The organism is Candidatus Arsenophonus nilaparvatae (genome assembly GCF_045346035.1).
In the GTDB taxonomy this organism is placed as follows: domain Bacteria; phylum Pseudomonadota; class Gammaproteobacteria; order Enterobacterales; family Enterobacteriaceae; genus Arsenophonus; species Arsenophonus nilaparvatae.
Map to the genome: position 1 here is coordinate 100,987 of NZ_CP158508.1, position 23,165 is coordinate 124,151.

Annotated in this window: 20 protein-coding genes and 5 pseudogenes; 12 read left to right on the forward strand and 13 right to left on the reverse strand. The window is 38.9% G+C overall.

The features are described 5' to 3' along the window. The first annotated feature begins 27 nt into the window (after nucleotides 1–27). Nucleotides 28–2,931: a Tn3 family transposase gene (locus WH390_RS15035; RefSeq protein WP_395971562.1), complete on the forward strand. Its 2,904-nt coding sequence runs from the start codon at nucleotides 28–30 to the stop codon at nucleotides 2,929–2,931. Nucleotides 2,932–3,011: 80 nt separating this feature from the next. Here WH390_RS15035 and WH390_RS15040 read toward each other — a convergent pair whose 3' ends face one another. The 4 genes from WH390_RS15040 to WH390_RS15055 form a co-directional block, all read right to left on the reverse strand. Continuing rightward, nucleotides 3,012–3,338, reverse strand: a complete 327-nt coding sequence (locus tag WH390_RS15040; protein ID WP_032116590.1) for a plasmid partitioning/stability family protein — start codon at nucleotides 3,336–3,338, stop codon at nucleotides 3,012–3,014. Next, nucleotides 3,339–4,343 (reverse strand): plasmid segregation protein ParM domain-containing protein, encoded by a 1,005-nt coding sequence (gene parM, locus WH390_RS15045; protein WP_032116591.1) that lies wholly within the window; start codon nucleotides 4,341–4,343, stop codon nucleotides 3,339–3,341. A gap of 166 nt (nucleotides 4,344–4,509) precedes the next feature. Continuing rightward, on the reverse strand, nucleotides 4,510–4,698 hold the full coding sequence (locus tag WH390_RS15050) for a hypothetical protein (protein WP_032116592.1): 189 nt from the start codon (nucleotides 4,696–4,698) through the stop codon (nucleotides 4,510–4,512). Further along, nucleotides 4,695–4,940, reverse strand: coding sequence for a ProQ/FINO family protein (locus WH390_RS15055; RefSeq protein ID WP_238565720.1), 246 nt, complete (start codon nucleotides 4,938–4,940; stop codon nucleotides 4,695–4,697). Before WH390_RS15055 ends, WH390_RS15050 begins: the two co-directional genes overlap by 4 nt. Before the next feature lie 128 nt (nucleotides 4,941–5,068). Here WH390_RS15055 and WH390_RS15060 point away from each other — a divergent pair. Next, nucleotides 5,069–6,225, forward strand: a pseudogene (locus WH390_RS15060) (IS3 family transposase). A gap of 495 nt (nucleotides 6,226–6,720) precedes the next feature. On the opposite strand, the gene WH390_RS15065 reads toward WH390_RS15060, so the two are convergent. The 8 genes and pseudogenes from WH390_RS15065 to WH390_RS15100 form a co-directional block, all read right to left on the reverse strand. Continuing rightward, a complete protein-coding gene (locus WH390_RS15065; RefSeq protein ID WP_032115170.1) occupies nucleotides 6,721–6,915 on the reverse strand; it encodes a TraY domain-containing protein in 195 nt (64 codons plus the stop codon). A gap of 109 nt (nucleotides 6,916–7,024) precedes the next feature. Beyond that, complete coding sequence (locus tag WH390_RS15070; RefSeq protein ID WP_032115171.1) at nucleotides 7,025–7,315, reverse strand: hypothetical protein; 291 nt, start codon at nucleotides 7,313–7,315, stop codon at nucleotides 7,025–7,027. Between the two features lie 47 nt (nucleotides 7,316–7,362). Next, entirely contained in the window at nucleotides 7,363–7,983 is a 621-nt protein-coding gene (locus tag WH390_RS15075) for a helix-turn-helix domain-containing protein (RefSeq protein ID WP_052044846.1), read from the reverse strand. Continuing rightward, nucleotides 7,980–8,327, reverse strand: coding sequence for a helix-turn-helix transcriptional regulator (locus tag WH390_RS15080; protein ID WP_052044847.1), 348 nt, complete (start codon nucleotides 8,325–8,327; stop codon nucleotides 7,980–7,982). Before WH390_RS15080 ends, WH390_RS15075 begins: the two co-directional genes overlap by 4 nt. 103 nt (nucleotides 8,328–8,430) lie before the next feature. After that, the gene (locus WH390_RS15085) at nucleotides 8,431–8,724 is read right to left on the reverse strand and encodes an autoinducer binding domain-containing protein (protein ID WP_395971566.1); all 294 of its coding nucleotides are present in this window, start codon (nucleotides 8,722–8,724) and stop codon (nucleotides 8,431–8,433) included. A 218-nt stretch (nucleotides 8,725–8,942) separates the two neighbouring features. Further along, the gene (trfA, locus tag WH390_RS15090) at nucleotides 8,943–9,863 is read right to left on the reverse strand and encodes a plasmid replication initiator TrfA (RefSeq protein WP_052044849.1); all 921 of its coding nucleotides are present in this window, start codon (nucleotides 9,861–9,863) and stop codon (nucleotides 8,943–8,945) included. Between the two features lie 199 nt (nucleotides 9,864–10,062). After that, complete coding sequence (locus WH390_RS15095) at nucleotides 10,063–10,239, reverse strand: hypothetical protein (RefSeq protein WP_187290943.1); 177 nt, start codon at nucleotides 10,237–10,239, stop codon at nucleotides 10,063–10,065. Nucleotides 10,240–10,670: 431 nt separating this feature from the next. After that, nucleotides 10,671–11,886: pseudogene (locus WH390_RS15100) on the reverse strand (IS91 family transposase). A 621-nt stretch (nucleotides 11,887–12,507) separates the two neighbouring features. Here WH390_RS15100 and WH390_RS15105 point away from each other — a divergent pair. From WH390_RS15105 to WH390_RS15130, 6 genes and pseudogenes are all read left to right on the forward strand, one after another. Further along, a complete protein-coding gene (locus tag WH390_RS15105; RefSeq protein WP_406850760.1) occupies nucleotides 12,508–13,494 on the forward strand; it encodes a LeuA family protein in 987 nt (328 codons plus the stop codon). 305 nt (nucleotides 13,495–13,799) lie between these two features. Next, nucleotides 13,800–15,015, forward strand: a pseudogene (locus WH390_RS15110) (IS91 family transposase). 187 nt (nucleotides 15,016–15,202) lie between these two features. Continuing rightward, nucleotides 15,203–16,060, forward strand: coding sequence for a sugar phosphate isomerase/epimerase family protein (locus WH390_RS15115; protein WP_395971570.1), 858 nt, complete (start codon nucleotides 15,203–15,205; stop codon nucleotides 16,058–16,060). A 232-nt stretch (nucleotides 16,061–16,292) separates the two neighbouring features. Next, nucleotides 16,293–16,553 (forward strand): annotated as a pseudogene (locus WH390_RS15120) (integrase core domain-containing protein); the annotation flags it as partial. An 85-nt stretch (nucleotides 16,554–16,638) separates the two neighbouring features. Then, a complete protein-coding gene (locus tag WH390_RS15125; RefSeq protein ID WP_406850761.1) occupies nucleotides 16,639–17,658 on the forward strand; it encodes an FAD-binding oxidoreductase in 1,020 nt (339 codons plus the stop codon). A 217-nt stretch (nucleotides 17,659–17,875) separates the two neighbouring features. Further along, nucleotides 17,876–18,298: pseudogene (locus WH390_RS15130) on the forward strand (IS21 family transposase); the annotation flags it as partial. Between the two features lie 45 nt (nucleotides 18,299–18,343). On the opposite strand, the gene WH390_RS15135 reads toward WH390_RS15130, so the two are convergent. Beyond that, complete coding sequence (locus WH390_RS15135; RefSeq protein WP_395971333.1) at nucleotides 18,344–19,027, reverse strand: IS6 family transposase; 684 nt, start codon at nucleotides 19,025–19,027, stop codon at nucleotides 18,344–18,346. Between the two features lies 1 nt (nucleotide 19,028). On the opposite strand from WH390_RS15135, the gene WH390_RS15140 reads away from it, so the two are divergent. The 4 genes from WH390_RS15140 to WH390_RS15155 all read left to right on the forward strand — a co-directional run bounded on the left by WH390_RS15140 (nucleotide 19,029) and on the right by WH390_RS15155 (nucleotide 23,134). After that, entirely contained in the window at nucleotides 19,029–20,507 is a 1,479-nt protein-coding gene (locus WH390_RS15140) for a UvrD-helicase domain-containing protein (RefSeq protein ID WP_395971574.1), read from the forward strand. Between the two features lie 226 nt (nucleotides 20,508–20,733). Next, the gene (locus tag WH390_RS15145) at nucleotides 20,734–21,699 is read left to right on the forward strand and encodes an Rpn family recombination-promoting nuclease/putative transposase (protein WP_395971576.1); all 966 of its coding nucleotides are present in this window, start codon (nucleotides 20,734–20,736) and stop codon (nucleotides 21,697–21,699) included. Between the two features lie 3 nt (nucleotides 21,700–21,702). Continuing rightward, nucleotides 21,703–22,056 carry a hypothetical protein gene (locus tag WH390_RS15150; protein ID WP_395971578.1) on the forward strand — a complete coding sequence of 118 codons (354 nt, stop codon included), beginning with the start codon at nucleotides 21,703–21,705 and terminating at the stop codon, nucleotides 22,054–22,056. Between the two features lie 82 nt (nucleotides 22,057–22,138). Continuing rightward, a complete protein-coding gene (locus WH390_RS15155; RefSeq protein WP_032114711.1) occupies nucleotides 22,139–23,134 on the forward strand; it encodes an IS110 family transposase in 996 nt (331 codons plus the stop codon). Nucleotides 23,135–23,165 lie beyond the last annotated feature (31 nt).

The following is a 23,165-nucleotide window of genomic DNA, read 5'->3' on the forward strand; positions in this document are numbered from 1 at the left end:
ATGCCCCTAGACTAAGGATGGTTTACGATGCCGGTTAATTTTCTTTCCGAAGATCAAAAAGCAGGTTACGGTAACTACCATGGCGAACTGACAAAGGAAACACTGGCTCGCTATTTTCATCTTGATGATTTTGACCGGATGAATATTTCAGAAAAACGAGGAGACCATAACCGGTTGGGCTATGCCATATTATTATGTACAGTCCGTTACCTCGGACGTTTCCCCGATTTAACGACTATAATTCCGATTGCTGTCACTGACTTTCTGGCAGAGCAACTATGTATTGAGAGTGGTAGTGAGCTGGTTAATATATATAACTCAGGAAAGCAACGTCGACAACATATAGATGAAATTACAAAAATATATGGTTACACGGAGTTTACCGACACCCGCGTGGTGTTTTCACTGACCCGCTGGTTATATTCTTTATGCTGGACCGGAACGAGTCGTCCGGGTATTCTTTTTGAAAGATGCACCGGATGGCTTTTATCACATAAAGTCTTATTACCCGGATATTCGTTGCTCGAACGTTATATAGCCCGGTTACGCAGCAGGGTCGAAAACCGACTCTGGTATTCACTGGCAGCCTGCATTGATGACTCTCAGGCACAACGGCTACTGGAGCTTCTTTCGGTTCCAGCCGGGAGCCGCTATTCGTTACTCGATCAGTTACGTACCGGACCCACTAAAGTGAATGCCACATCACTGGTGCAGGCGATAGGCCGCCTTCAGACAATACGTAACCTGGGAGTGACATTACCAGCAATTACGCCAGTTTCGGATACCCGTATTGCTGCCCTGGCACGTTATGCTTCAACGGCTAAAACAACAGCGCTTCAGCGCTTACCAGAAAAAAGAAAACTGGCTACGCTTGTTGCATTCTCCTGCTGTATGGAGGCGACGGCTCAGGATGATGCACTTGAATTACTTGAAGCACTACTCCGGGATCTGTTCAATGAAGCGGTTCAGGCAGATAAACGGAACCGCCAACGAACACTTAAAGATCTGGATCGTGCAGCAGAAATACTGGCAAAAGCATGTCGGATGGTCCTTGACGACAAGTTACCTGATACTGATGTTCGTGGTAATATCTTCAATATCATTCCCGAAGATGTACTGAAACATGCTGTAAATAATGTGACGGCACTTATTCGGCCAGCTAATAACGTCTACTTCAATGAGCTTGATGCTAAATTCAAAACGGTATGGCGTTTTTTACCTGATTTACTTTCCAGGATTCATTTTGAAGGCAATGCCTCAGCTGAGGCATTAATTGAAGCGCTATGCTGGATTGAAGTTAATTTAAAAAAGAAAAAAACAGACAACGATGCTCCACGCGAAATAATCAATAAACCGTGGCAACAGCATGTGATAAGAAAAGATGGCAGTATAGATTTTCACGCTTATACGTTTTGTGCACTGAAGCAACTTCAGCTTACACTGAAAAAACGGGATATTTATGTCAATCCCAGCTGGCGTTATGCAGATCCTCGGGCAGGACTCATCGAAGGTAAGGAATGGGAAGCTCTGCGTCCAATAATCTGCCGTTCTCTGGGATTATCATCAGCACCAGGTGCCACTCTGTCGGCCATCGCAACAGAACTGGATTTAACATATCGTGATGTGCTGGACCGACTACCGGAAAACCCGGCAGTCAGATTTGCGGAGAATGGCGATAAAACTGAGCTGATCCTGAGTCCTCTGGATGCGATTGAAGAAACACCATCACTGATCGCATTACGGCAGCGGGTGGCAGATATGTTGCCACGCGTTGATTTGCCTGAACTGATACTGGAAATCGATGCCCGGACACATTTCACCGGTGCTTTTACCCATTCATCAGAGCAAAGCTCCCGCGTTTCGGACCTGAATATCAGCATCTGCGCCATGCTGATGGCAGAAGCCTGTATCACCGGTCCAGAGCCCTTTATACGTAACGATGGCGCAGCACAAAGTGGCGTCCCCCTGGCGGACATCTGGGGGGGTGGTGAGGTGGCGTCAGCTGATGGTATGCGATTTGTTGTTCCTGTGCGCACAGTGCATGCAGGCACCAACCCTAAATACTTCAAAGAAGGACGTGGGGTTACATGGTACAACCTGATATCTGACCAGTATTCGGGGATAAACGACATCGTTGTTCCTGGAACGCTCAGGGATAGTCTGGTCATTCTGGCTGTCGTTCTGGAGCAACAAACGGATCAAGTACCATACCAGATAATGACCGATACTGGTGCATACAGCGATGTTATTTTCGGGCTTTTCCGCCTGCTGGGATATCGTTTTTGTCCAAGGATCGCGGACACAGGGGGAGCCAGATTCTGGCGCACCGACCCTAAAGCAGATTACGGTCCGTTTAACGCGATATCTTCGCATCGCCTTAATTTTGGAAAAAAAACAGAGCCACACTGGGATGATATTCTGCGGCTGATTGCGTCCCTCAAACTTGGTCGACTGAACGTAATGTCCATCATGAAAACACTACAAACGGGCGACAGGCCAACCAGTCTGGCGCAGGCTATAGCCGAAATAGGCCGTGCTGATAAAACTATCCATATGCTGACTTACCTCGACGATGAAAACAAACGTCGAAGAACGTTGCAACAGCTCAACCTTGGAGAGGGTCGCCACGCAGTGGCCAGAAATGTCTTTCATGGTAAGCGGGGAGAACTGAGACAGGCTTACCGTGAAGGGCAGGAAGATCAGCTTGGATCGTTAGGTCTGGCGCTCAATATTATTGTTCTGTGGACCACGATTTACATGAATGCAGCAATTCAGCAGCTCAGGCGTGAGGGTTATCCGGTTCTGGATTCAGACGTTGAGAAACTTTCACCATTACAGTGTGGGCATATCAATATGCAGGGGCGTTATTCATTTACGGTACCGGAATCTGTCAGTAAGGGAGAGCTGAGAGCTTTCAATGAAGATGCATAATTTATTGATTAATAGTTTAATGGCTATTTAAATTGACCACTTAACGGCGTTTACTGTTCCTCTGCTCCCCAAACCCCATATTACCCAAGCAACAAGTTATTTTTGATTTCATCTAAAACTTTTTTTTCTTCTGGAATATCTTCTTTTTTTGTAGGGTTATCTGACTTTGAGATCAAAGCCAAAACGTTATGCAATTGTTCAAGATTAAAATTTTCATCTAATAGACAGGAGATCATATTGGGCAATCGATGATCAGCTAAATGCAAAGCCAAGCCTGATAAGAAACATTTCCTCAGAAAATCGCCTTTTTTGATTAACGGTTGATCAAGCATTTCATCGGCGAATTGGTCTTCTCTGAAGGAATCTGGATGAATATGTACAATGATTTTCTTTCTTTTATCACGCATTTAATCGTCCCCTAAAATCATATTAGCAATCGATTTGACTAAGGCAAATTGCGAATCAGGAACTTGATATATCTTGTTCTTTAAATGTTCAAAATCTTTAACAATTTTATCTTTAATTAAAGATGAACCCCCGCCGATGAGATAAATTCGCTGAAATTCATTAAACGTTTTTAGCTTACCGGATACCAATACCGATAAATTATTTATAGCATCTTCAGTTTCTGATTTTATCATGTCTAATTTTTGCTGCTCTCGATTGACCAACGAACTTAAAAACGCATATTTTTTATAAAAAATATCTAACATTAAATTATTAGCAGAAGCGTAACTTAAGCCGATATTCGTCTCGGATTTAACTATTTTTTGTATTCTTTTAATAACGGAAGAAACACCTAATGACGGCTCGGCAATAACATGCGTTAATTGTCTGAATTTTCCTAAAACAACACCACAATCTAACGTTGTTCCGCCTAAATCTACAATAAGAGATGATTCATAATCATTAACGTCGTCATGTTTAAACCTTTCGTGCAAAGCGGTTAAAGATTCAGGACTAACATGAACTTTTTTTATTTTGAAGGTATCTTTGTAACCTTCTCCATCATGATATTTTATTTCTCTTAATAAATTAACCTTCTTCCTTTCTATATTTTTTGCGTTCTTTTGACGCTGTTCATTGAAGAATTCGCATAAAGGTAATGTCACATATAATTCTATTTCGCAGGGCGTTAAATCGGTATTCAGTAAAGCATGATGAACCGAGAGCAAATTTTCATCGCTATATTGATAATTAACCGTTGTGGTTTCGCTAGCGTTATTAATCCCATCGTTAAAAGAATAACGTTTGCCCTCTATTTCATAGTTATAAATGTTTTGTCCAAAAGCAAAATTCCAGTTTCCCGCTAAAAATGAGGTTTCTGTTATTTTTGTCACTAGCTTTTTTTGCTCATCAGCGTAAGCCAGCTTCACGAAAGTAGAGCCATCATCACAAAATATCTTTTTCATAAAACAATCCTTATTGGTATTAATTTAATTACCAATAGTAAACCAAAAATAAAAATAAAAACACAAAATAAACCCAATTTGGTTAAATAAATAAAACCAGATAATGAAAAAATAAAATAATAAAACCAATATGGTTTTATTTTGGTGTTACTTTTTAATAAGAAATTTATTTAATTTCGCCAACTCTTTGGAGGATTTTAAATGCAGTGGCTTTTTGTTTTGGTGAAATGTTATTCCACTGCCGATATGAAGTGATGACGTTATTTAAAAAACGGACTTCCCAACTTGTTAATGTCCGATATTTTTTCCACAGAGCCGCATTCTCTGCATGAGCAATTAATTCAGATTCCTTCATTTATCTTTATTTCGCCTTGCCAAACGTTGCAAATTATCCTCAACATCCGCTTGGGTGACAACGCCTGCTATCTGGCCGTCTTTGTCATAACGAAACGCGCCTAACTGGATAAGGGCGCGATAATCAGCGTGATGTCCAATACTCCCTAAACAGGCGCTTAAACGCCTTCTGGCTAGTGGTAAGCCTTTTCCCTTCACTTCTTGCCACATATCTTGCTGGATACCCACTTTCATCGGACACAACTTGCTATCAGGAAAAAGATTAGGCCAAAACGTAGTTATCTGTGAGATGGCTTCCTCTAACTGTAGTGGTCTAATAAAACTGTAGAGATTTATAGCTTATAATTAAGCAAAATCTTATAGGTATAAACATGCCACGAAAAGTAAAAGTGACCTTTAGCGCAAAGCAAAAACTGGAATATGCAAAACTCATGGTTGAAGGTGGATATAGCAATATCCAAGTTGAAAAAATATCCGGTGCGGGTAAATCTGCCGTATCGCGCTGGAAGCAACAATATCTTGCCGAGTTGAATGGGAATACGCCTGTAAAATCAAAAGCGTTAACGCCCGAGCAACAGCGCATACAAGAATTAGAAGCAAAACTTAAGCGTGCTCAGAGGGATAATGACATATTAAAAAAGCCGCGGCTTACTTCATCCTCGACAATCAAAACTCAAAATCGTGAAGCAAATGAAAATTATGTACCCCAATTTTACGGTCACTGAGTTATGCCATCTTTTTGAAGTAAGCAGTAGTAGTTTTTATTATGAAACGAAAATACCGACAGTTGAAAATGAAAGGCTGTGTGGCGAAATCAAACGTATTTTTTATACATCGGGCCAAACTTATGGCAAAAGACGTATCCAAGCTGAGTTAAAGGGTTTAGGTGCCAGATTGGCACTTATAAAATATCAAACATCATGAAATTAAATCAATTAGTTGCAATTAGACCAACGAAAAAGCATTACTATCCCTCATCGGGTAACGAACATCGATATGCCCCTAATTTGCTTAAACGACAATTTTCCCCTCAACAGCATAATCACTATTATGTCGGTGATATCACGTATATTAGATATCACTATGGGTGGAGCTATTTAGCTTGCGTGTTAGATTTAGCCACCAAAGAAGTTATTGGTTATGCCTTATCAACAAAACCGGATACGAAATTAGTGAAAGAAGCCTTAGATAACGCCATTGAACGGCAATTACCGGATACGACAAGTTTGATGTTCCATTCAGATCAAGGTTGCCAATATTCATCGGAGGAGTTTAGGGCGCACCTCTTTGAACGGAAAATAACTCAAAGCATGAGTCGGCGAGGTAATTGCCTCGATAATGCCGTGATGGAAAGATTTTTAGGAGTTTAAAGACAGAAAAGCTTAACCATTTATCGTTTATGAATCATCAATCTGTTGTCTATGAAGTTGAAAATTACATTCAGTTTTATAATTATTATCGACGCCATTCAACAATTGGTTATTTAACGCCACATCAAAAATATCATGAACTAAAGAATGCCGCTTAGATCTTCTACAGAATTTGTTGACCATTACAGCCCCTTCTTTGCTTGATTCTGCTTTCCTGTCATGGGCTTTTAATTCGGGCGCTAAGTCATACCAAGCAACAGGTAGTTCTTCATCTAGACGACCTTCAAAATCAAACCCTTTAGGGATATTACAAAAGTTCATGGCGGCTTGATTCATATAAACAAATCGAGATTCTGTGTCTTTAATTCCCCAAGGAAGCCCAGATCGCTCCATGATTGCTATCAATGGAATTTGATTTAATGAATCCAATGACAATATGTTTTTTTCGGTATCTTTGGTTGTTATCATTTCAAGCCTCTTTTATCGGGAATCGTGCATTTTTATGAATAACAAGCGTTATTGCTCCTATTACTCTTTAAACGTAGTCGCCAGAAAAAAAAGCGGGTACAGTATTTTCTACGGTATTTTTCTTAACTTTGTAACAAAATATTTCAGAAAAATCACACCTAACATTATCTTATCTGCTATATTTTTTAATTATGCTCTCTAAATCGTCGACCTTCTGTTGCAATATCCGGAAAGTTCTTTAAATGGTCAAAAAGTCGAATGGTCGCCTCTTGTGTTTTGCTCCGTCTGGAACGAGCAGCCGCTTGAGATAACAAGCGATTCATTTCAGGTGTTAACTCCACTACCGTCGCTACCGATGAAAACGTTTCATCCTTCTTCATAGGGTTTTTGTATCCTTAAAATCCAGTATGACTTTTGTGTAAAGTATAAAAGAATAAAGGAGCTTGAATAGCCCCCTCGTAGGGGGCTTTATTTTCATTATCTGAAATTTTAATTTGAAAGATTTTTTGTCATTTCTAACAAAGCACCTGGGCAAAATGAGAAGATAAAAAGTCTTTTATCTACAAGCGCCTCTAACTCTTTTTGGGAAAAAACATTCAGCTTTTTTTTTATTTTGGACAACTCCTTCTTCAAAGAGTCATGTCTTATGCTTTTCAATCTAGCAATATCTTTTGGAGAAAAATGCATTCTTATCCATAAGACGGTGTCAACTTGATTGTTTGATAACTCAGGAAATACTGGATAAAATAGAGAAAAATAACCCCTATCAACATTACGCATTATTAATTAGCTCCTTAACTATTCGATTAAAAACCAGAGCAATAAGCTCAATTAACCGTTTTGGAACTAATACGTTGTCTGCCAGAAGACAGTAGTTCAGAAGGAATATAGCGCTCAAAGCCTTTCGATTTACCAAATGCCCTTAATTGGCAACCTGAATGCACATCGGCTTTTTGATAGATAATATTTAAATGATTGCGTGCTGTTCTCGTTCCGATATCTAATCGTCTTGCAATTTCTTTGAGACTTAATCGCTGCATCATAAAAAATAGAATTTGCCACTCTTTAGCAGTAAACAGTTTGCTTGGTTTTTCAGTAGTAACCGCATAAGGCTGCATGCCATCGACATAATCCAGCGGCGACAAAAACAAGAACTCGTGGGCGTGGAAGAAAGTGCCAAGATAGCCATTTTCACTACAAAAAAGCGGTAAAAAATGGAATTGCCAAACTTTGGGCGCTTTGTTGTAATCAGATGGCAAATGGCATATTACGAAAAATGGGGATCTTTCAATCTGTACTTTTTCTATCAATGTTTTCATTTCAGGAGTACGGATTAACTTAAAAAGTAAATCTGTCATTTTGGCATCAGTCTGAATTTTTCCCTCGCTATTGCTAAAACCACAGGGAACATTAGCGCTCAACGAAAGTTTAATCATCTCAGGTTTCATGCACCACCCCCAAGTCTCTTGATAAGGCCGAGTTCAGCACTGACTCTTATCGCTTGTTTCGCGTTGCATACGCCCAGTTTTTTCACTACGTTGCTCATATGAAATTTAACTGTGCCTGTTTTAATACCTAATATCATCGCGATTTCAAGATACGTTTTTCCCAAACTCACCCAGTAAAGGATTTCATTTTCCCTCGGGCTAAATATTACCGTCGCCTTTTTACCCTCATTGCTGCGTTCGGTATAAGCGTCAATCAGTTTGTTGTGCGTGACCATCAGCAACATTTGCAGTTTTTCTTTGATTTGTGTTTCCAATTCAGGGGAATTTTGCTCATCGACTATCACATTTAACCGCGCCAAATAGTGGTTGAGGTCATGAAAGATGAAAGTATGACCACCACAACAATCACAATTTTTGTGGCATTCACTATCTTTTTTAACGTCAATTTCAAATTGATGAGAATATTTTCATCCCAAAAAACGGTAAAGTCCGGTTTAATGATTTTTTAATCAGTGGGTCAACATACTGGTAGCTTTCTGCTTTGTAAATTTCAACCCATTCTTCGGGATAATTTGACAAACAAAAATAACGGTTCGGATTATTTTTATCCATGACAGAATAGGAGTATTTCAACGTGCCAATTTTATTAATTTCGCGCTCCAAAGAAGAGTTGATGACATAATTAATCTCTTTGTCATTCAAAAATAAATTCGGTGGGTTGTTTGAAGTTAAATATTTCATACCTCACCTCCAATACTACGAAGGTACTGACGCTGACGGGTTGTAAGGTATTTCGATGTGAGAGCAAAGCTCAAAAGCTGCTCGATTGATATGCCGCACGCTTTCATTATGCGTGCAATATGCGTACTATTTCGCATAGTCCGACTCCTAGCGTTATTAGGGTTTGGGTTAGCTCTTTGTGCGTGCTAGTTACACGTATAAAGAGCGTTATTTTTATTTCAATGTTTCTTAAGTATTACCTTATCTGTGTTATCAATTTCATATAACCAACAAGTAACAGCAGATAATTCGTTCAAAGATTTTTGTAATATCTGCCTAAATTTATATAATTCTTTTATTTCGCTACTACACAATTCTTTCAGTGTCGCTACTTTTACGGGAAACGGCTTAGCATGACTGCTGTAAAAACCATATAACCACTGAGTCAAAGGTTTACCTTTAAGTTTGAGTCTTATTTCTTTAGTTATTCCTGTCCAACCTGCATCACCAAAACAGGCTGATATTTTAGGATTTAGCGCCAAGCAATTTTCCCCTGTTTTCTCATCTCGGTAGATTAAATCAATAATACTACCGATATAAGTATATTTACCGTCAGAAATTTCAACCGCATTGGCTTTTAAACGTAGGAGGCTATTCTTCAGCCATTCATGATCTGATTTACCTGTATTCCGCTGTATTGAAAGCAAAAAATTATGAGCTGCAAACCGAACCGTATACCCTAGAGGAGAATCCTGACAACGTTGTAAACATTCTAGCCATACATCCAAATCCGACTGATCTAATTGTTCACCTGTAAATTTTACGGTGTAGCCATTTAGTGTAGTTTTCAGAACATTTTTTTCATATTTCCTAGAACCTCTTTTTACAACACCAAACAAAGCACTGCGTAATACCACATTCGGTGCAGGTATCTGTGTTTTTTTACTAATGGGTAAGTATTTTTTTTTATTTTCTTCCTTAGAAATAGTATTAAGAGATTGAGAATTCATTGTTGTATTTGGTATTGGTGATGCTGATAACTCATCTTCACGGTTAAGGATCGCATTAATTTTATCAGCAACCCTATCAGGAGACTTATTTTTTCTCTCCATAATGCGTTTACCAATGTCATCCCAACGAGATTTCACGTTTTTGCTCACATAACCTCCGCTCGTAATGTCGTCAGTATGTACAACAATAATGCAAACGCATCCCCACGCATTGTAAAAAAACGCAGAGTAACTTCTTTACATAACCTTTTATAAACACTTATCATGTTCTTTGCAGACATATCAATATTCCTCTATTGATGTAGATGCCTAGTGTTGCCCTGCGTTCTTGTCTGGATAAGGGCAACACTTATTTACTTGATTTTTCTTTTATCTCCAATTTCAGCAAAAAATTTCTGACACCATTAACAGAGGCCATTTCTTTTTTGTTTTCTGCAAGCCAAAGAGCAATGTTTGCATAGCTAACTCCTTCATTTCTCAACCTAACTATATCGTTTTCATAATCTGCATATTTTATTCTTTTCAATTTTCCCCCATAATGCAAAACTTACACTTACACTTACACTTATATAGTGACCAATAATTCCTGTCAACATTTTTTCAGATATATATTTCCCAATAAAGCACGGGATAGCAGGTAGGGTGGCACGGGATAGCAGGTAGGGTGGAACAATTACTAAAAAAAATTGACATGTAAATAGCTTTAACTAAAAGCAGTTATAAAAATAAAAAATAAATAAATACAATAACTTATATTCGTTCAAAATAAATGTATAAGAATTTCAAAAATAATTTAACGAAAAATTAACATTAATTATTAAGCAGCATAACGGGTATCAAACGTGATTTTTTTCTTTTTGAGGCGAGAGAAAGATTTGTCAATAAGCGGTAATGATGTTTTTATGAACAATATGAGTTAACTTTGTACAATTGAGTGGATTTTAAGTAGATCTCCCCTTACCCCAAAAAGGGGACGTAACGCATTCGAGCAATCTCTAAAGCATGATCGACTAATTGAGCTATCCTCAATCCTTCGATAAAACGAGAAAATTTCATCCTGCCACCACAAAGAATGCAACTAAACGGATCGACTCCTAAAAACCGCTGGCTTAGCAGGGTAAAAGTCATCGAACGTTTTCTTTTGAATGCCGATTGTCCCACTGCTTTTCTAACAATATCGAGTAATTTTCCCACCACTCGATTTGCCAAAAACCAAAATAACGGATCATCCGAAAATGTTTCTCGGGGATCTGTTTGATAAGCCGTAAAATTAATTCTTTCTGGGTTAAATCTAAATTTTTATAATGACCGGTATTATGGTCGAAAAACCGCAACGTAATGCGACTTCCTCCATCATAATGCGCTAGCCTTGCGCCAGAGACTGGCGGTTTCTTCAGGTAACGCCCAATATACTTTGCTGTTTTTTGGGCATTGGATGTCGGGTCGGCAAAATAAACATGCCAATAATCTTTACCTTCAGCATTTTTCCCTGCATTCAGAATAAACCGCTTCCACTCATCATAATCTCTTATGTGCTGTAAACTTTCAGGTAGGTAAATTTTCCCCCAGACAGAAAGAAGATATTGTCGAATATTCCACATCCAACGTTTTCTGACTTTAGCGAGGTCAAATTGCATCGACTTCCATTTTTCATTTTGATTGATGCCGCCCATTGTCCATGAGAGATGAATATGCGTGTTCCAGTTTAGTTTTCTCCCATAGGTATGTAGCGCACCAAAAATACCCATTGTTAATCCCCGTTTTTTGCTGCATAAAGTAAATTGTCCGCAGCAAACGGGAACAGTTTCCCTAGTAACCATCGATTCAATTCAAAGAGAAGCCAAAGACTATCCGGCATCGTAAACGTACCATGTTGCCATTCGACATCCGGTAAACGCATTATATTTGTGTCTATCCAAGTATCCGTGGCTTTTGTTCCACAGGATGGACAACCTCGTCCCTTGCAGGTAAAACAAACTAACTTCTGATGAGCACAATCTTCATTTTCACAACAGTATTGACGGAACCCCATCATCGTTGTGCCACAGGCTAACATTTTTGTTACCACCTCGATTTCAATATCTCTCAGTTGGGTAGTTTCCATGATCGCCGCCCATGCATTATTCCGCTCAAAAAGCAATTTTAACGGTTTGGGTTGAAAATCAGCTCTCATCGGGAAGTTAACTCACGGAAAAAAGAAACGAAATTAGCCATTTAACGATTAATAACTGTCATGTTTTAGGGTGAAAAAATAATCAATTTTAACGTTGCAGGATTATTTAACCAAATCTTATTTAACTAACCGACAAAACACGCTATAAAACGTCCTGTATCACTTTTTATGAAGAGATATACGATGGGTAATAGGGAATGATAGGTTTTTTTATTTGATAGCCTTAAAATCAATTACAGGCGGTTTTTTTTATGTCTGTACTTACTGGTTATCGATTTGCAGCCGTAGGCTGATTCGTTCAAAGTTTGTTTAACTATATTCATAGTGGCATCTCATATCGGTATAAAAATAGCTAACTTTTCATTTTATCAAATAGATATTCTTAATGCGACAGAACCTAATTTATTGATAAATAAATTAATGGCTATTTAAATTGACCACTTAACGGCGTTTACCGTTCCGTTGCTCCCCAAACCCCTATAAGCAGAAGATAACTCAGAATGAGTCAGATATATCTGACTCATTCTGAGTTATCTTCTGCTTATAGCTATATTCACTTCTACCAAGTAAATTATAAGTATTAAAAATATGGATCACGAATGTTTTAAGGTAGAGATTATTATGAATGATATTCGTTTTTTCGATACAACTATGAGAGACGGTGAACAAGGTATAGGTTATCTTCTTACCAACGAGCAGAAATTGAATTTATTAAAAAGGTTAATTAAACTCGGCGTGTCAGTAATTGAATTAGGAATGGTGACGGATAAAGAAAGTAAAGAACTTTTTGAGAAAGCTTTGGTGATCGCTGGGGATACTAATATTGCAGCTTTGTGCCGCCTTAACGAAAATGACATTACTCAAACAATTAAGGTATTGCGGCCTTTTCCAAACTCTACTATCAATCTTTTGTGTATTGGCTCAGAACTGCATCTGGAAAAAAAGATTCAAATTAGTCAATCTGAGGCATTAAACTTATTAAATCGCACAATTATGCAAGTTAGAGAAATGAAATTTCAAGGTAATATCTATGCGATACTTGAAGATTCAAGCAGAGGTAGTGAATATTTTTTACGTGGTCTAATAGACCATCTTATTATGAATGGTATTTACAACATCTGCTTTGCAGACACGGTTGGCTCAATGACGCCATCATCTGTAAGATCTCGGTTGAATAATTTTGTAAAAAATTACCCAAATCTGAATTTAAGTGTTCATTTTCATAATGATCTTGGTTTAGCGGTAGCTAATACTATAGAGGCCATAGAGGCTGGAGTAAAGGAGGTTCAAGTAACCCTTGGAGGAATAGGTGAACGCTGCGGTAACGCTTCTTTTGAAGAAGTTATAGGAATATTGAATAATTGTTATCCCTACAAAGATAAAATTTTTAGCAAAATAAAACTTCGTGAAATAGTTAATGTGTGCCAATACTTTTACACTCTCATTGGAAAAAAACCTAATCACAATAAACCACTTCTCGGTGAAAATGCTTTCTCCACTTGTGCGGGAATTCACCAAAGCGCTATTTTAAAGCACCCAGAAACATACGAGTTTATAGACTCGGAAAGCATTGGAATGAAGCGGAGTTTTCATTACAACAGATTATAGATTATGAACGAATCAGCCTACGGCTGCAAATCGATAACCAGTAAGTACAGACATAAAAAAAACCGCCTGTAATTGATTTTAAGGCTATCAAATAAAAAAACCTATCATTCCCTATTACCCATCGTATATCTCTTCATAAAAAGTGATACAGGACGTTTTATAGCGTGTTTTGTCGGTTAGTTAAATAAGATTTGGTTAAATAATCCTGCAACGTTAAAATTGATTATTTTTTCACCCTAAAACATGACAGTTATTAATCGTTAAATGGCTAATTTCGTTTCTTTTTTCCGTGAGTTAACTTCCCGATGAGAGCTGATTTTCAACCCAAACCGTTAAAATTGCTTTTTGAGCGGAATAATGCATGGGCGGCGATCATGGAAACTACCCAACTGAGAGATATTGAAATCGAGGTGGTAACAAAAATGTTAGCCTGTGGCACAACGATGATGGGGTTCCGTCAATACTGTTGTGAAAATGAAGATTGTGCTCATCAGAAGTTAGTTTGTTTTACCTGCAAGGGACGAGGTTGTCCATCCTGTGGAACAAAAGCCACGGATACTTGGATAGACACAAATATAATGCGTTTACCGGATGTCGAATGGCAACATGGTACGTTTACGATGCCGGATAGTCTTTGGCTTCTCTTTGAATTGAATCGATGGTTACTAGGGAAACTGTTCCCGTTTGCTGCGGACAATTTACTTTATGCAGCAAAAAAACGGGGATTAACAATGGGTATTTTTGGTGCGCTACATACCTATGGGAGAAAACTAAACTGGAACACGCATATTCATCTCTCATGGACAATGGGCGGCATCAATCAAAATGAAAAATGGAAGTCGATGCAATTTGACCTCGCTAAAGTCAGAAAACGTTGGATGTGGAATATTCGACAATATCTTCTTTCTGTCTGGGGAAAATTTACCTACCTGAAAGTTTACAGCACATAAGAGATTATGATGAGTGGAAGCGGTTTATTCTGAATGCAGGGAAAAATGCTGAAGGTAAAGATTATTGGCATGTTTATTTTGCCGACCCGACATCCAATGCCCAAAAAACAGCAAAGTATATTGGGCGTTACCTGAAGAAACCGCCAGTCTCTGGCGCAAGGCTAGCGCATTATGATGGAGGAAGTCGCATTACGTTGCGGTTTTTCGACCATAATACCGGTCATTATAAAAATTTAGATTTAACCCAGAAAGAATTAATTTTACGGCTTATCAAACAGATCCCCGAGAAACATTTTCGGATGATCCGTTATTTTGGTTTTTGGCAAATCGAGTGGTGGGAAAATTACTCGATATTGTTAGAAAAGCAGTGGGACAATCGGCATTCAAAAGAAAACGTTCGATGACTTTTACCCTGCTAAGCCAGCGGTTTTTAGGAGTCGATCCGTTTAGTTGCATTCTTTGTGGTGGCAGGATGAAATTTTCTCGTTTTATCGAAGGATTGAGGATAGCTCAATTAGTCGATCATGCTTTAGAGATTGCTCGAATGCGTTACGTCCCCTTTTTGGGGTAAGGGGAGATCTACTTAAAATCCACTCAATTGTACAAAGTTAACTCATATTGTTCATAAAAACATCATTACCGCTTATTGACAAATCTTTCTCTCGCCTCAAAAAGAAAAAAATCACGTTTGATACCCGTTATGCTGCTTAATAATTAATGTTAATTTTTCGTTAAATTATTTTTGAAATTCTTATACATTGAACCTTGCTTCAAAAATAGGAATTTCCACAAATATATTCGACAACCCTGCAGATATGGCTGGCTTAGTAGATAATCTCTCTGATTCATATTTAGTAATAGAAATTGAATTTGAGAAACAGTTCAGAGCCATTATTGATTCTAATCCTAACCATTGGGAAAAGCAGCGCAATAAATTAAACCATGTTCATGAGAAAGCGGGTATCTATTTCTCTGCTCATGCTCCGTACATCGGAATAAATACCGACATTGCTAACAAAGACGAAGTCATTCGAATTAGTGCTGTCGATTATATAAGGCGATATATAGTTAAAGCTTCAGAAATAGGTGTTAAAATTATAACCTTGCATCCCGGTTATATAGAGTACAATCAGAACGGAGTTAGAGACTTCGATTTTTGTCAGCTAACAAAATCACTGGAAAGTCTAGCGGCAATCGCTACAGATTTTGGTATTAGTATTTTACTGGAAAATACAGGCAATGACCGCGAGAAATACATTCTCCTTTCAGATGAGCAGCACAATTATATAAGTAATGAATGCAATATTGGCTTGACTCTTGACCTAGTGCATTTTCATTCTTTCTACCATCAGCTTAATACAGAGTCATATTTGAAAAAACTAAAAAGTATTATACCTAATGTATGTAACGCTCATTTCAATGATGTACTTAATGGTAAACATGTACACTTACCTCTGAGGTATGGGAATTTTAATTTTCATCAAGTGCTCACTTTCATGCAGGAGGAAGGCTATCAAGGAAATTTTATAATTGAAGAGTCAGGTGGCGGCTTTACTCCTGACACTTTTGTTCAAGCAGGAAGAGATTATGTCAAACATTTAAATTCTGCCCTGTAGTGGGATAATTGTAAGTTTTTCAGCCATTAGTCAATTGGTAATCACCCTTCTTTTAGAACGCCAGGGCAAGATACCGACTAGGTTTCCACTAAGGCTGGAATAATTTGAGCTAAGGACAATGAATAAAAACCCCAACGCCTGGAAATGGAGAATGACATCTTAAAAAAGGCTACTGCGCTCTTAATGTCGGACTCACTGAAAAGTTCTCAGTAGTTGACAGGCATTGTAGTGTTATCAGATGACTCAAAGCATGAACCGCAGGGGGAACTGTTGGGACAATAGCCCAATGGAGTTATTTTTCCGTAGCCTGAAGACCGAATGGATGCCGACAGCTGGTTACCAAAGCTGCAGTACAGCCCAGTCAGCCATTATTCGGTACATAACCCACTACTATAGCGATGTAAGACCCCATTGCTATAACGGTGGATTAACGCCAAATGAATCAGAGCGACTGTTCCGTCAACAGTCAGGTACGGGGGCCAAATTTACTTGACCGCTATACTCATGATTTGATAATAACAAATATGGCTACCTTAAACAAGGATGCCACGTTCAATGATTGCCTAAGAAGATAGCATATGAGTTACAACATATTTTTGAAATCTGAGGGTATAAGCTTCCAGTCACCTATGGGAATAACGGTATTAGAGGCAGCCCAAGACGCTGGCATTAAGCTCCAACATGGTTGTCTGGTCGGAACCTGCCGGCTTTGCCGTACCAGATTATTGAAGGGCAAAATAGAATATTTGTCAGGTTTCAGCAGCTGTTTGAGCGATGCTGAAGTTGCAGAAAACTATTTTCTGCCTTGTTGCGCGACCGCAACCAGTGATATTGTGTGTGAACAGGATGTTTGGAGTACAACGCCAAAAACTCATAAAGAAGGTTCTATCTTATTAGATAAGCAACTTTATGGTAAAGTATTTGTGTTGACATTACAATTGTCTGCCCATACTCATATTAACCCGATTCCTGGACAATACATTTATGTTGAGAGTTCTTGCGGTATATCCAGGGCCTATTCAATCGCAAATATCCCTCAAGTAGATGGACGAATCGAATTACACGTTAGATGGCATGATAATGGGATTTTTTCGCATTATGTATGCGACTCAATCAATATTGGAGATGTACTATGGATATATGGTCCATATGGAGATTTTATTCTTAACCAGAATTCTTCACGTTCTATTCTATTTATAGCAACTGGGACAGGTTTTTCTCCCATCAAGGCCATTTTAGAGAGCGGAGCAATACCCAGGGATCGAATAATCAAGTTGTATTGGGGGGGACGAGGTATTTCAGACTGGTATTTCAAAACATCTATTGCGAATCTATCGTCAAAATACGACAATTTCGAATTCGTTCCCGTTTTATCACGTCCAGATATACTGGATTGTTGGTCTGGTAGAATTGGGCATGTGCAAAATTGGATCGAATCTGACATTAACGATTTGAGCGGATACGATGTTTATGCTTGCGGAACACCAGATATGATTAGCGATACTTTTGAGTTATTAGTCGCTCGTTGTAGGCTGTCAGCAGACCAGTTTCGGGCTGATTCTTTTTACTGTACGGTAAATACCGGGAATGTAAAATAAACTGTGGAAATGGCATTTTGATAAAAAATAATTAAATGACAACAAAATGTCGATCAGTAACGAATTAATTGACCAACTATTATTGTAAGTGTCATTTCATACTGAATTTGGCCACCTAAGTAGAGGTATCTGACGACAATTAATCTGGCCGGTACGCGACAATTAGTTTGGCCGGTTTGTAATCTGAGATCACAACCAACCCCACTCTGGAGATGTTGTGGCTCTCACCAACAAACAGGTCCATCTCTATATGAAAAATCGCAACAAAGGCGCGACTCAGGAGGTTGCTGCCGCCAAAAGCAGTATCTCTGTGCGCTCGGCACGACGGATCGATAAAGGCCAGCACCAGCCCGTTGGCAGTCATCACTGGCGAACTCGCAAAGATCCACTAGAAACTATCTGGCAAAGTGTTCTTGAACCTATGCTGAAACAGCAACCGGCACTGACACCAATCACTGTTCTGGAGCATCTCCAAGAGATATATCCAGGGCAGTACCCCGATTCGATCTTGCGCACGCTGCAACGCCGCATCAGGATCTGGAAAAGTCAGTACGGTGGTGAAAAAGAAGTCATGTTTATTCAAGAGCACCAACCAGGGGCGCGTGCGTTCGTCGATTTCACTGAACTTAAAGGGGCTCTGTCGCATTAATGTGAAAAGTTTGATTTGTGGTATTTAAAGGAATTGTTAGGCAGCTAAAGCATAAAAGGCATCTACCGGAGAGAGCGTTTGTCCATTGATAGGGATTTGTTGTTTATGAAGCATATGCAGTATTTCTATTCCTTCCAATAACACTTTTGCCGTTTGATACGTTTTAAATCCTAACCTCGATCGATAGCGTTTTTTAATAAAACGGTGATCTTGCTCCACGATGTTATTTTGATAACGGCACTGCCGGCTTTTTATCATGAGATCGGGTTTATTAACTAATTGAATGGCTGCTCTGTTTGCTTTGCTTCTATCGATATTAATCACCGTTGGATAAGTATTTTGAACAATAGCTTTTCTTAAAAACCGATAGGCGGATTTCTTATTGCGCTTTTTACTTAACATGAAATCAATGGTTTCGCCATGACCATTTACCGCTCGATAAAGATAATGCCATTTCCCTTTTATTTTTATATAGGTCTCATCCAGATACCAGCTGCCACCATAGATTTTTCGTTTCTTTCGGGCAACACTGGCCAGCTTTGGTGTTAATCGTAATATCCAACGATGGATCGTAGAGTGATCAACAAATATACCCCTTTCTTGCATCATCTCTTCGAGATTACGCAGACTTAATGAATAAGCTAAATACCAATGTAGACAAACTAAAATAACTTCGACGGGATAGTGGAGACGTTTAAAAGTTTGTTTAACTATATTCATAGTGGCATCTCATATCGGTATAAAAATAGCTAACTTTTCATTTTATCAAATAGATATTCTTAATGCGACAGAACCCGATAAGCTTGTGGTTAATGCTTTTGCCGGAACAGGGAAAACATCAACGTTAGTGAAATATGCCGAAAAGCATCCCGAACTCCGGATGCTCTACATTGCGTTTAATCGCTCAGTGAGGGAAGAAGCAGACGAGAAATTTCCGGCTAATGTGCTTTGTAAAACATCGCATCAACTGGCATGGCCTAGTTTTGGTAGAAATTACGCTCATCGATTAACTCATTCTCTACGGCTTTTTGATATTGCTAATGCGACTCAGAGTGATGACTGGGTATACGTAAAAGCGATTCAGGATAACTTAAAGAATTTTATGTGTAGCGTAGATAGTCAGATTATGTTACGCCACTGTCCCTCAATATTGATGGGGGAAGTCAAAAAATCGTTTACAGCTAATGATGTTGTCATCCAGAGTGAACGGCTCTCGCATCGAATGATTGCCCTTACTGATAATTTTCCCGTTACTCACGATATGTATCTAAAACTGTACCAACTCTCTCAACCTAACCTTTCCCATCGGTTTGACGTTATTTTGTTTGATGAAGCGCAGGATGCTAATCCGGTTACTCACGATATTGTTTTTCGTCAAACGACGAAATTAGTGATGGTGGGTGATGCTCATCAACAGATTTATCGTTTTCGAGGGGCTGTCGATGCGTTAAATGCGCCTTCGCTTAGTGATGCTGACCGACTCTGGTTAACGCATAGCTTTCGCTTTGGTGCCTGTGTTGCGGATATGGCGAATGCATTACTGGCCATGAACGGTGAAACGCATCAAGTGGTTGGCAGAGGTGAAAAAGATGACATTCTTATTGATATCCCTAAGCAAGGTTTTCCTCACCGAGCCATCCTCAGTCGAACAATAGCTGGTGTGATTAGAGTAGCATTGGAAGCTAGTAGCAAAAAAGCGACTGTTTACTGGGTTAACGGGATTGATGCTTATCGTATCGATGAGTTAATTAACCTTCACTGGTTCTCACTCGATAAGCGAAAGAAGATGAGCAACCAGCGGCTTTACACCGAATATCGTAATTATGCGAATTATAAGCGCATAGCGCATGCCAGTGGTGACCAGGAAATGTTGCAATCTATCAAAATCATTGAAAAATTTACGCCATTACCAAAAAAAGTGGATGTTTTACGGAAACGAACCGTAGAAACTGAAGAGGAAGCTAGTATTACCGTTACCACTGCCCACCGAGCAAAGGGACTGGAGTGGGATATTGTCGAAATCAACAATGACTTTCCGAATAATCTCTTTGACCCTAATATGGACAAAGCCGATTTTAGAGATGAAGTCAATTTGCTGTATGTTTCCGCGACTCGAGCGAAGAAAACACTTATCATCAATAAATTGTTGGTAAATATTCTGGCCAACGTTGCTGAGAATGAAAAAACGGCACAGGATTAATTCAGTAATGCCTCTAAAACGGCCTATAATCGATTTTGAGACGTTTTCCTGTGATTAACCATGAAAAGATACCAGTAATAAAAAATAAACGCACCAGAAGAGATAGGGTGCGTTTTTGTATGGCTGGATTATAATGTTTGATAGGTAATGAATAAATAGCGTATTTAATATAATGGGTTTGTTTGCCATAATTCAATCTGACGCGAGCAATTATTGAAGATATCGGATGAGTAAAAAATTCACCCCAACACCCCATGATGCTGTATTTCGGCAGTTTCTGAGTGAAAAAGAAACTGCCCAAGATTTTTTCGACATTTGGCTACCGGATGAGATTAAAGCCTTGTGTGACTTAGACAGCCTCAAAGTGGAATCTGGCTCATTTATCGATAGTGAGATGAAAAATTACCAGAGTGATATTCTCTATTCGGTCAGCACCCCAAAGGGAAGTGGCTATATCTATGTTTTAATTGAACACCAATCCACCCCTGATAAGTTCATTGCATGGCGACTCATGCGCTATAGCATGTTAGCAATGCAGAAGCATTTAGAAGCCGGAAACAAGCAATTACCATTGGTATTCCCAATACTCTTTTATTGTGGTGAACAAAGTCCTCATCCCTATAGTACGAATTGGCTCAATTGCTTTGAGGACAAGGAACTAGCGAAGAGTATCTACACCAATCCCTTTAAGTTAGCCGATGTCACCACGCTTGATGATAGCGCGATTATGAAACATAAACGCATGGCTTTGTTGACTCTCATCCAGAAACATATTCGCCGACGGGATATGACAGAACTATTGGATAGCATTGTTAAACTGTTGTCGTATAATTATTATACTGATAATCAAGTTATCACTATGTTTAACTATCTCATTCAGGAAGGGAATGCTCAAAAACCAATGGAATTTATCACTGAGATAGCCAAACAATCAGAGAAACACGAAGGAGCACTTATGACTATTGCTCAGCAAATTGAAGAGATAGGAATCCAAAAAGGCATACAACAAGGTATTCAAATTGGTGAACAAAATGGGATGCAAAAAGGTAAACTTGAAGGCATTCAAGAAGGTGAAAAACAGGCTTCGATGAAGATAGCGCGCCAAATGCTCGAAAGTGGTATGGACAGGCAATCTGTAATGAAATTTACGGGTTTGAATGATGATGAAATGATTAACCTGTTTAAAGATTAAACGATGACAGAACGTAAGCAATTAACCCTCAATCGTCCTAGAAAGGCTTCACAGGAAGAACAGACCTCAAGTAATCCTGTTTACGGTAAAAAGGTCTGGGTGAATACTGCGCCCAAAAAACAGGCAAAAAAACCGAAACCCCAAAAGGTAGTAAAACAGGAGTCCAAGAAACCTATTGTTAAACCTAAACAAGCAGTGAAGGTTAAAACACCGAAACCACCGACACCGCCTTGTATCTTGTTATTTGTGATGATTAGCTACCATCACATGAAACAGAGTGAGCTTGTGACTCCGCCAATGGGACAACCTTGTTTTTTAGTTAAAGCCCTCTGTTTCTCCTTTCATGCCAGCATTTAGATTGAACGGTTACCGAGAGCATTGACTCTGTATGTACAAGGGGAATAGGCATGATGGTTTATTATGTGAAAGGAGTATTCTCATGTATCAAATCGGAATAGATGTCAGTAAAAAAAAGCTAGATATCTGCCTGTTAGCTAAGGGTATTGAGGGAAAACAAAAAAACAAAGTCATTAAAAATGATCAACATTCAGCTAACACATTGATAGAGTGGCTGAAAACACAAAAATGCTTACTCGAAGATGTAAGAATTACTCTTGAATCTACAGGAACTTATCACGAACAACTCTGCACCGAACTTTATGATATGGGTATTCATGTTTCCATCGTAAATCCTTATCGTATAAGAGAGTTTGCAAAAGGCATGGGTATTTTAACTAAAACAGATAGAGTGGATGCCTTCGTTTTAGCTTGTTATGGGGAGCTAAAAAAGCCTTCAGCATGGATAGCTCCATCACTAGAAATTCGAGCATTGAAATCATTAATCAAACGTCGAGAAGCGCTTTTAGCTGATTTATTACGTGAACAAAACCGTCAGGAAAAGACCTTAACAACGCCTACGCCAAAAGTTGTTAGGCAATCACTTGTTAAGTGCATAAAAGTATTAGAAAAAGAGTTATTGGCTATTGAATCTGAGATTTCCAAGCATATCAATAACCATCCTGAGTTGAAAAAAGACATGGAGTTACTGACATCAATCAAATCAATTGGGACTCAAGTAGGAAGTCATATGCTGATGGTATTACGCGGTCATGATTTTAATAGTGCTGAGCAGGCGGCTGCTTATTTAGGATTAGTGCCTGTAGAACGCCGATCAGGTACCTCTGTTAACGGGCGTGCCCATCTATCTAAAATAGGACCATCTGAAATTCGCGCTAAATTATATTTATCAGCTCTAACAGCAATACGCCATAACCGACATATTAAGTCATTGTATGATCGTCTATTAACAAGAGGTAAGTCAAAAATGTCAGCTCTAGGTGCAGCAATGAGGAAATTAGTTCACCTGTGCTATGGAGTATTGAAAACGGGTCTAGCTTATGACCAAAACTACTCAAGCCCAACTTTGAATTCATAAAATCGAGTTTGAGCCATCTTAGATTTTAGGT

Excerpts from the sequence above, each read along its gene's own strand:
- WH390_RS15035 (WP_395971562.1), top strand. The coding sequence starts at position 28 with ATGCCGGTTAATTTTCTTTCCGAAGATCAAAAAGCAGGTTACGGTAAC.
- WH390_RS15040 (WP_032116590.1), bottom strand. The coding sequence starts at position 3,338 with ATGCGTGATAAAAGAAAGAAAATCATTGTACATATTCATCCAGATTCC.
- parM (WP_032116591.1), bottom strand. The coding sequence starts at position 4,343 with ATGAAAAAGATATTTTGTGATGATGGCTCTACTTTCGTGAAGCTGGCT.
- WH390_RS15050 (WP_032116592.1), bottom strand. The coding sequence starts at position 4,698 with ATGAAGGAATCTGAATTAATTGCTCATGCAGAGAATGCGGCTCTGTGG.
- WH390_RS15065 (WP_032115170.1), bottom strand. The coding sequence starts at position 6,915 with ATGAAGAAGGATGAAACGTTTTCATCGGTAGCGACGGTAGTGGAGTTA.
- WH390_RS15070 (WP_032115171.1), bottom strand. The coding sequence starts at position 7,315 with ATGCGTAATGTTGATAGGGGTTATTTTTCTCTATTTTATCCAGTATTT.
- WH390_RS15075 (WP_052044846.1), bottom strand. The coding sequence starts at position 7,983 with ATGAAACCTGAGATGATTAAACTTTCGTTGAGCGCTAATGTTCCCTGT.
- WH390_RS15085 (WP_395971566.1), bottom strand. The coding sequence starts at position 8,724 with ATGAAATATTTAACTTCAAACAACCCACCGAATTTATTTTTGAATGAC.
- WH390_RS15105 (WP_406850760.1), top strand. The coding sequence starts at position 12,508 with ATGAATGATATTCGTTTTTTCGATACAACTATGAGAGACGGTGAACAA.
- WH390_RS15125 (WP_406850761.1), top strand. The coding sequence starts at position 16,639 with ATGAGTTACAACATATTTTTGAAATCTGAGGGTATAAGCTTCCAGTCA.
- WH390_RS15135 (WP_395971333.1), bottom strand. The coding sequence starts at position 19,027 with ATGAATATAGTTAAACAAACTTTTAAACGTCTCCACTATCCCGTCGAA.
- WH390_RS15145 (WP_395971576.1), top strand. The coding sequence starts at position 20,734 with ATGAGTAAAAAATTCACCCCAACACCCCATGATGCTGTATTTCGGCAG.
- WH390_RS15150 (WP_395971578.1), top strand. The coding sequence starts at position 21,703 with ATGACAGAACGTAAGCAATTAACCCTCAATCGTCCTAGAAAGGCTTCA.
- WH390_RS15155 (WP_032114711.1), top strand. The coding sequence starts at position 22,139 with ATGTATCAAATCGGAATAGATGTCAGTAAAAAAAAGCTAGATATCTGC.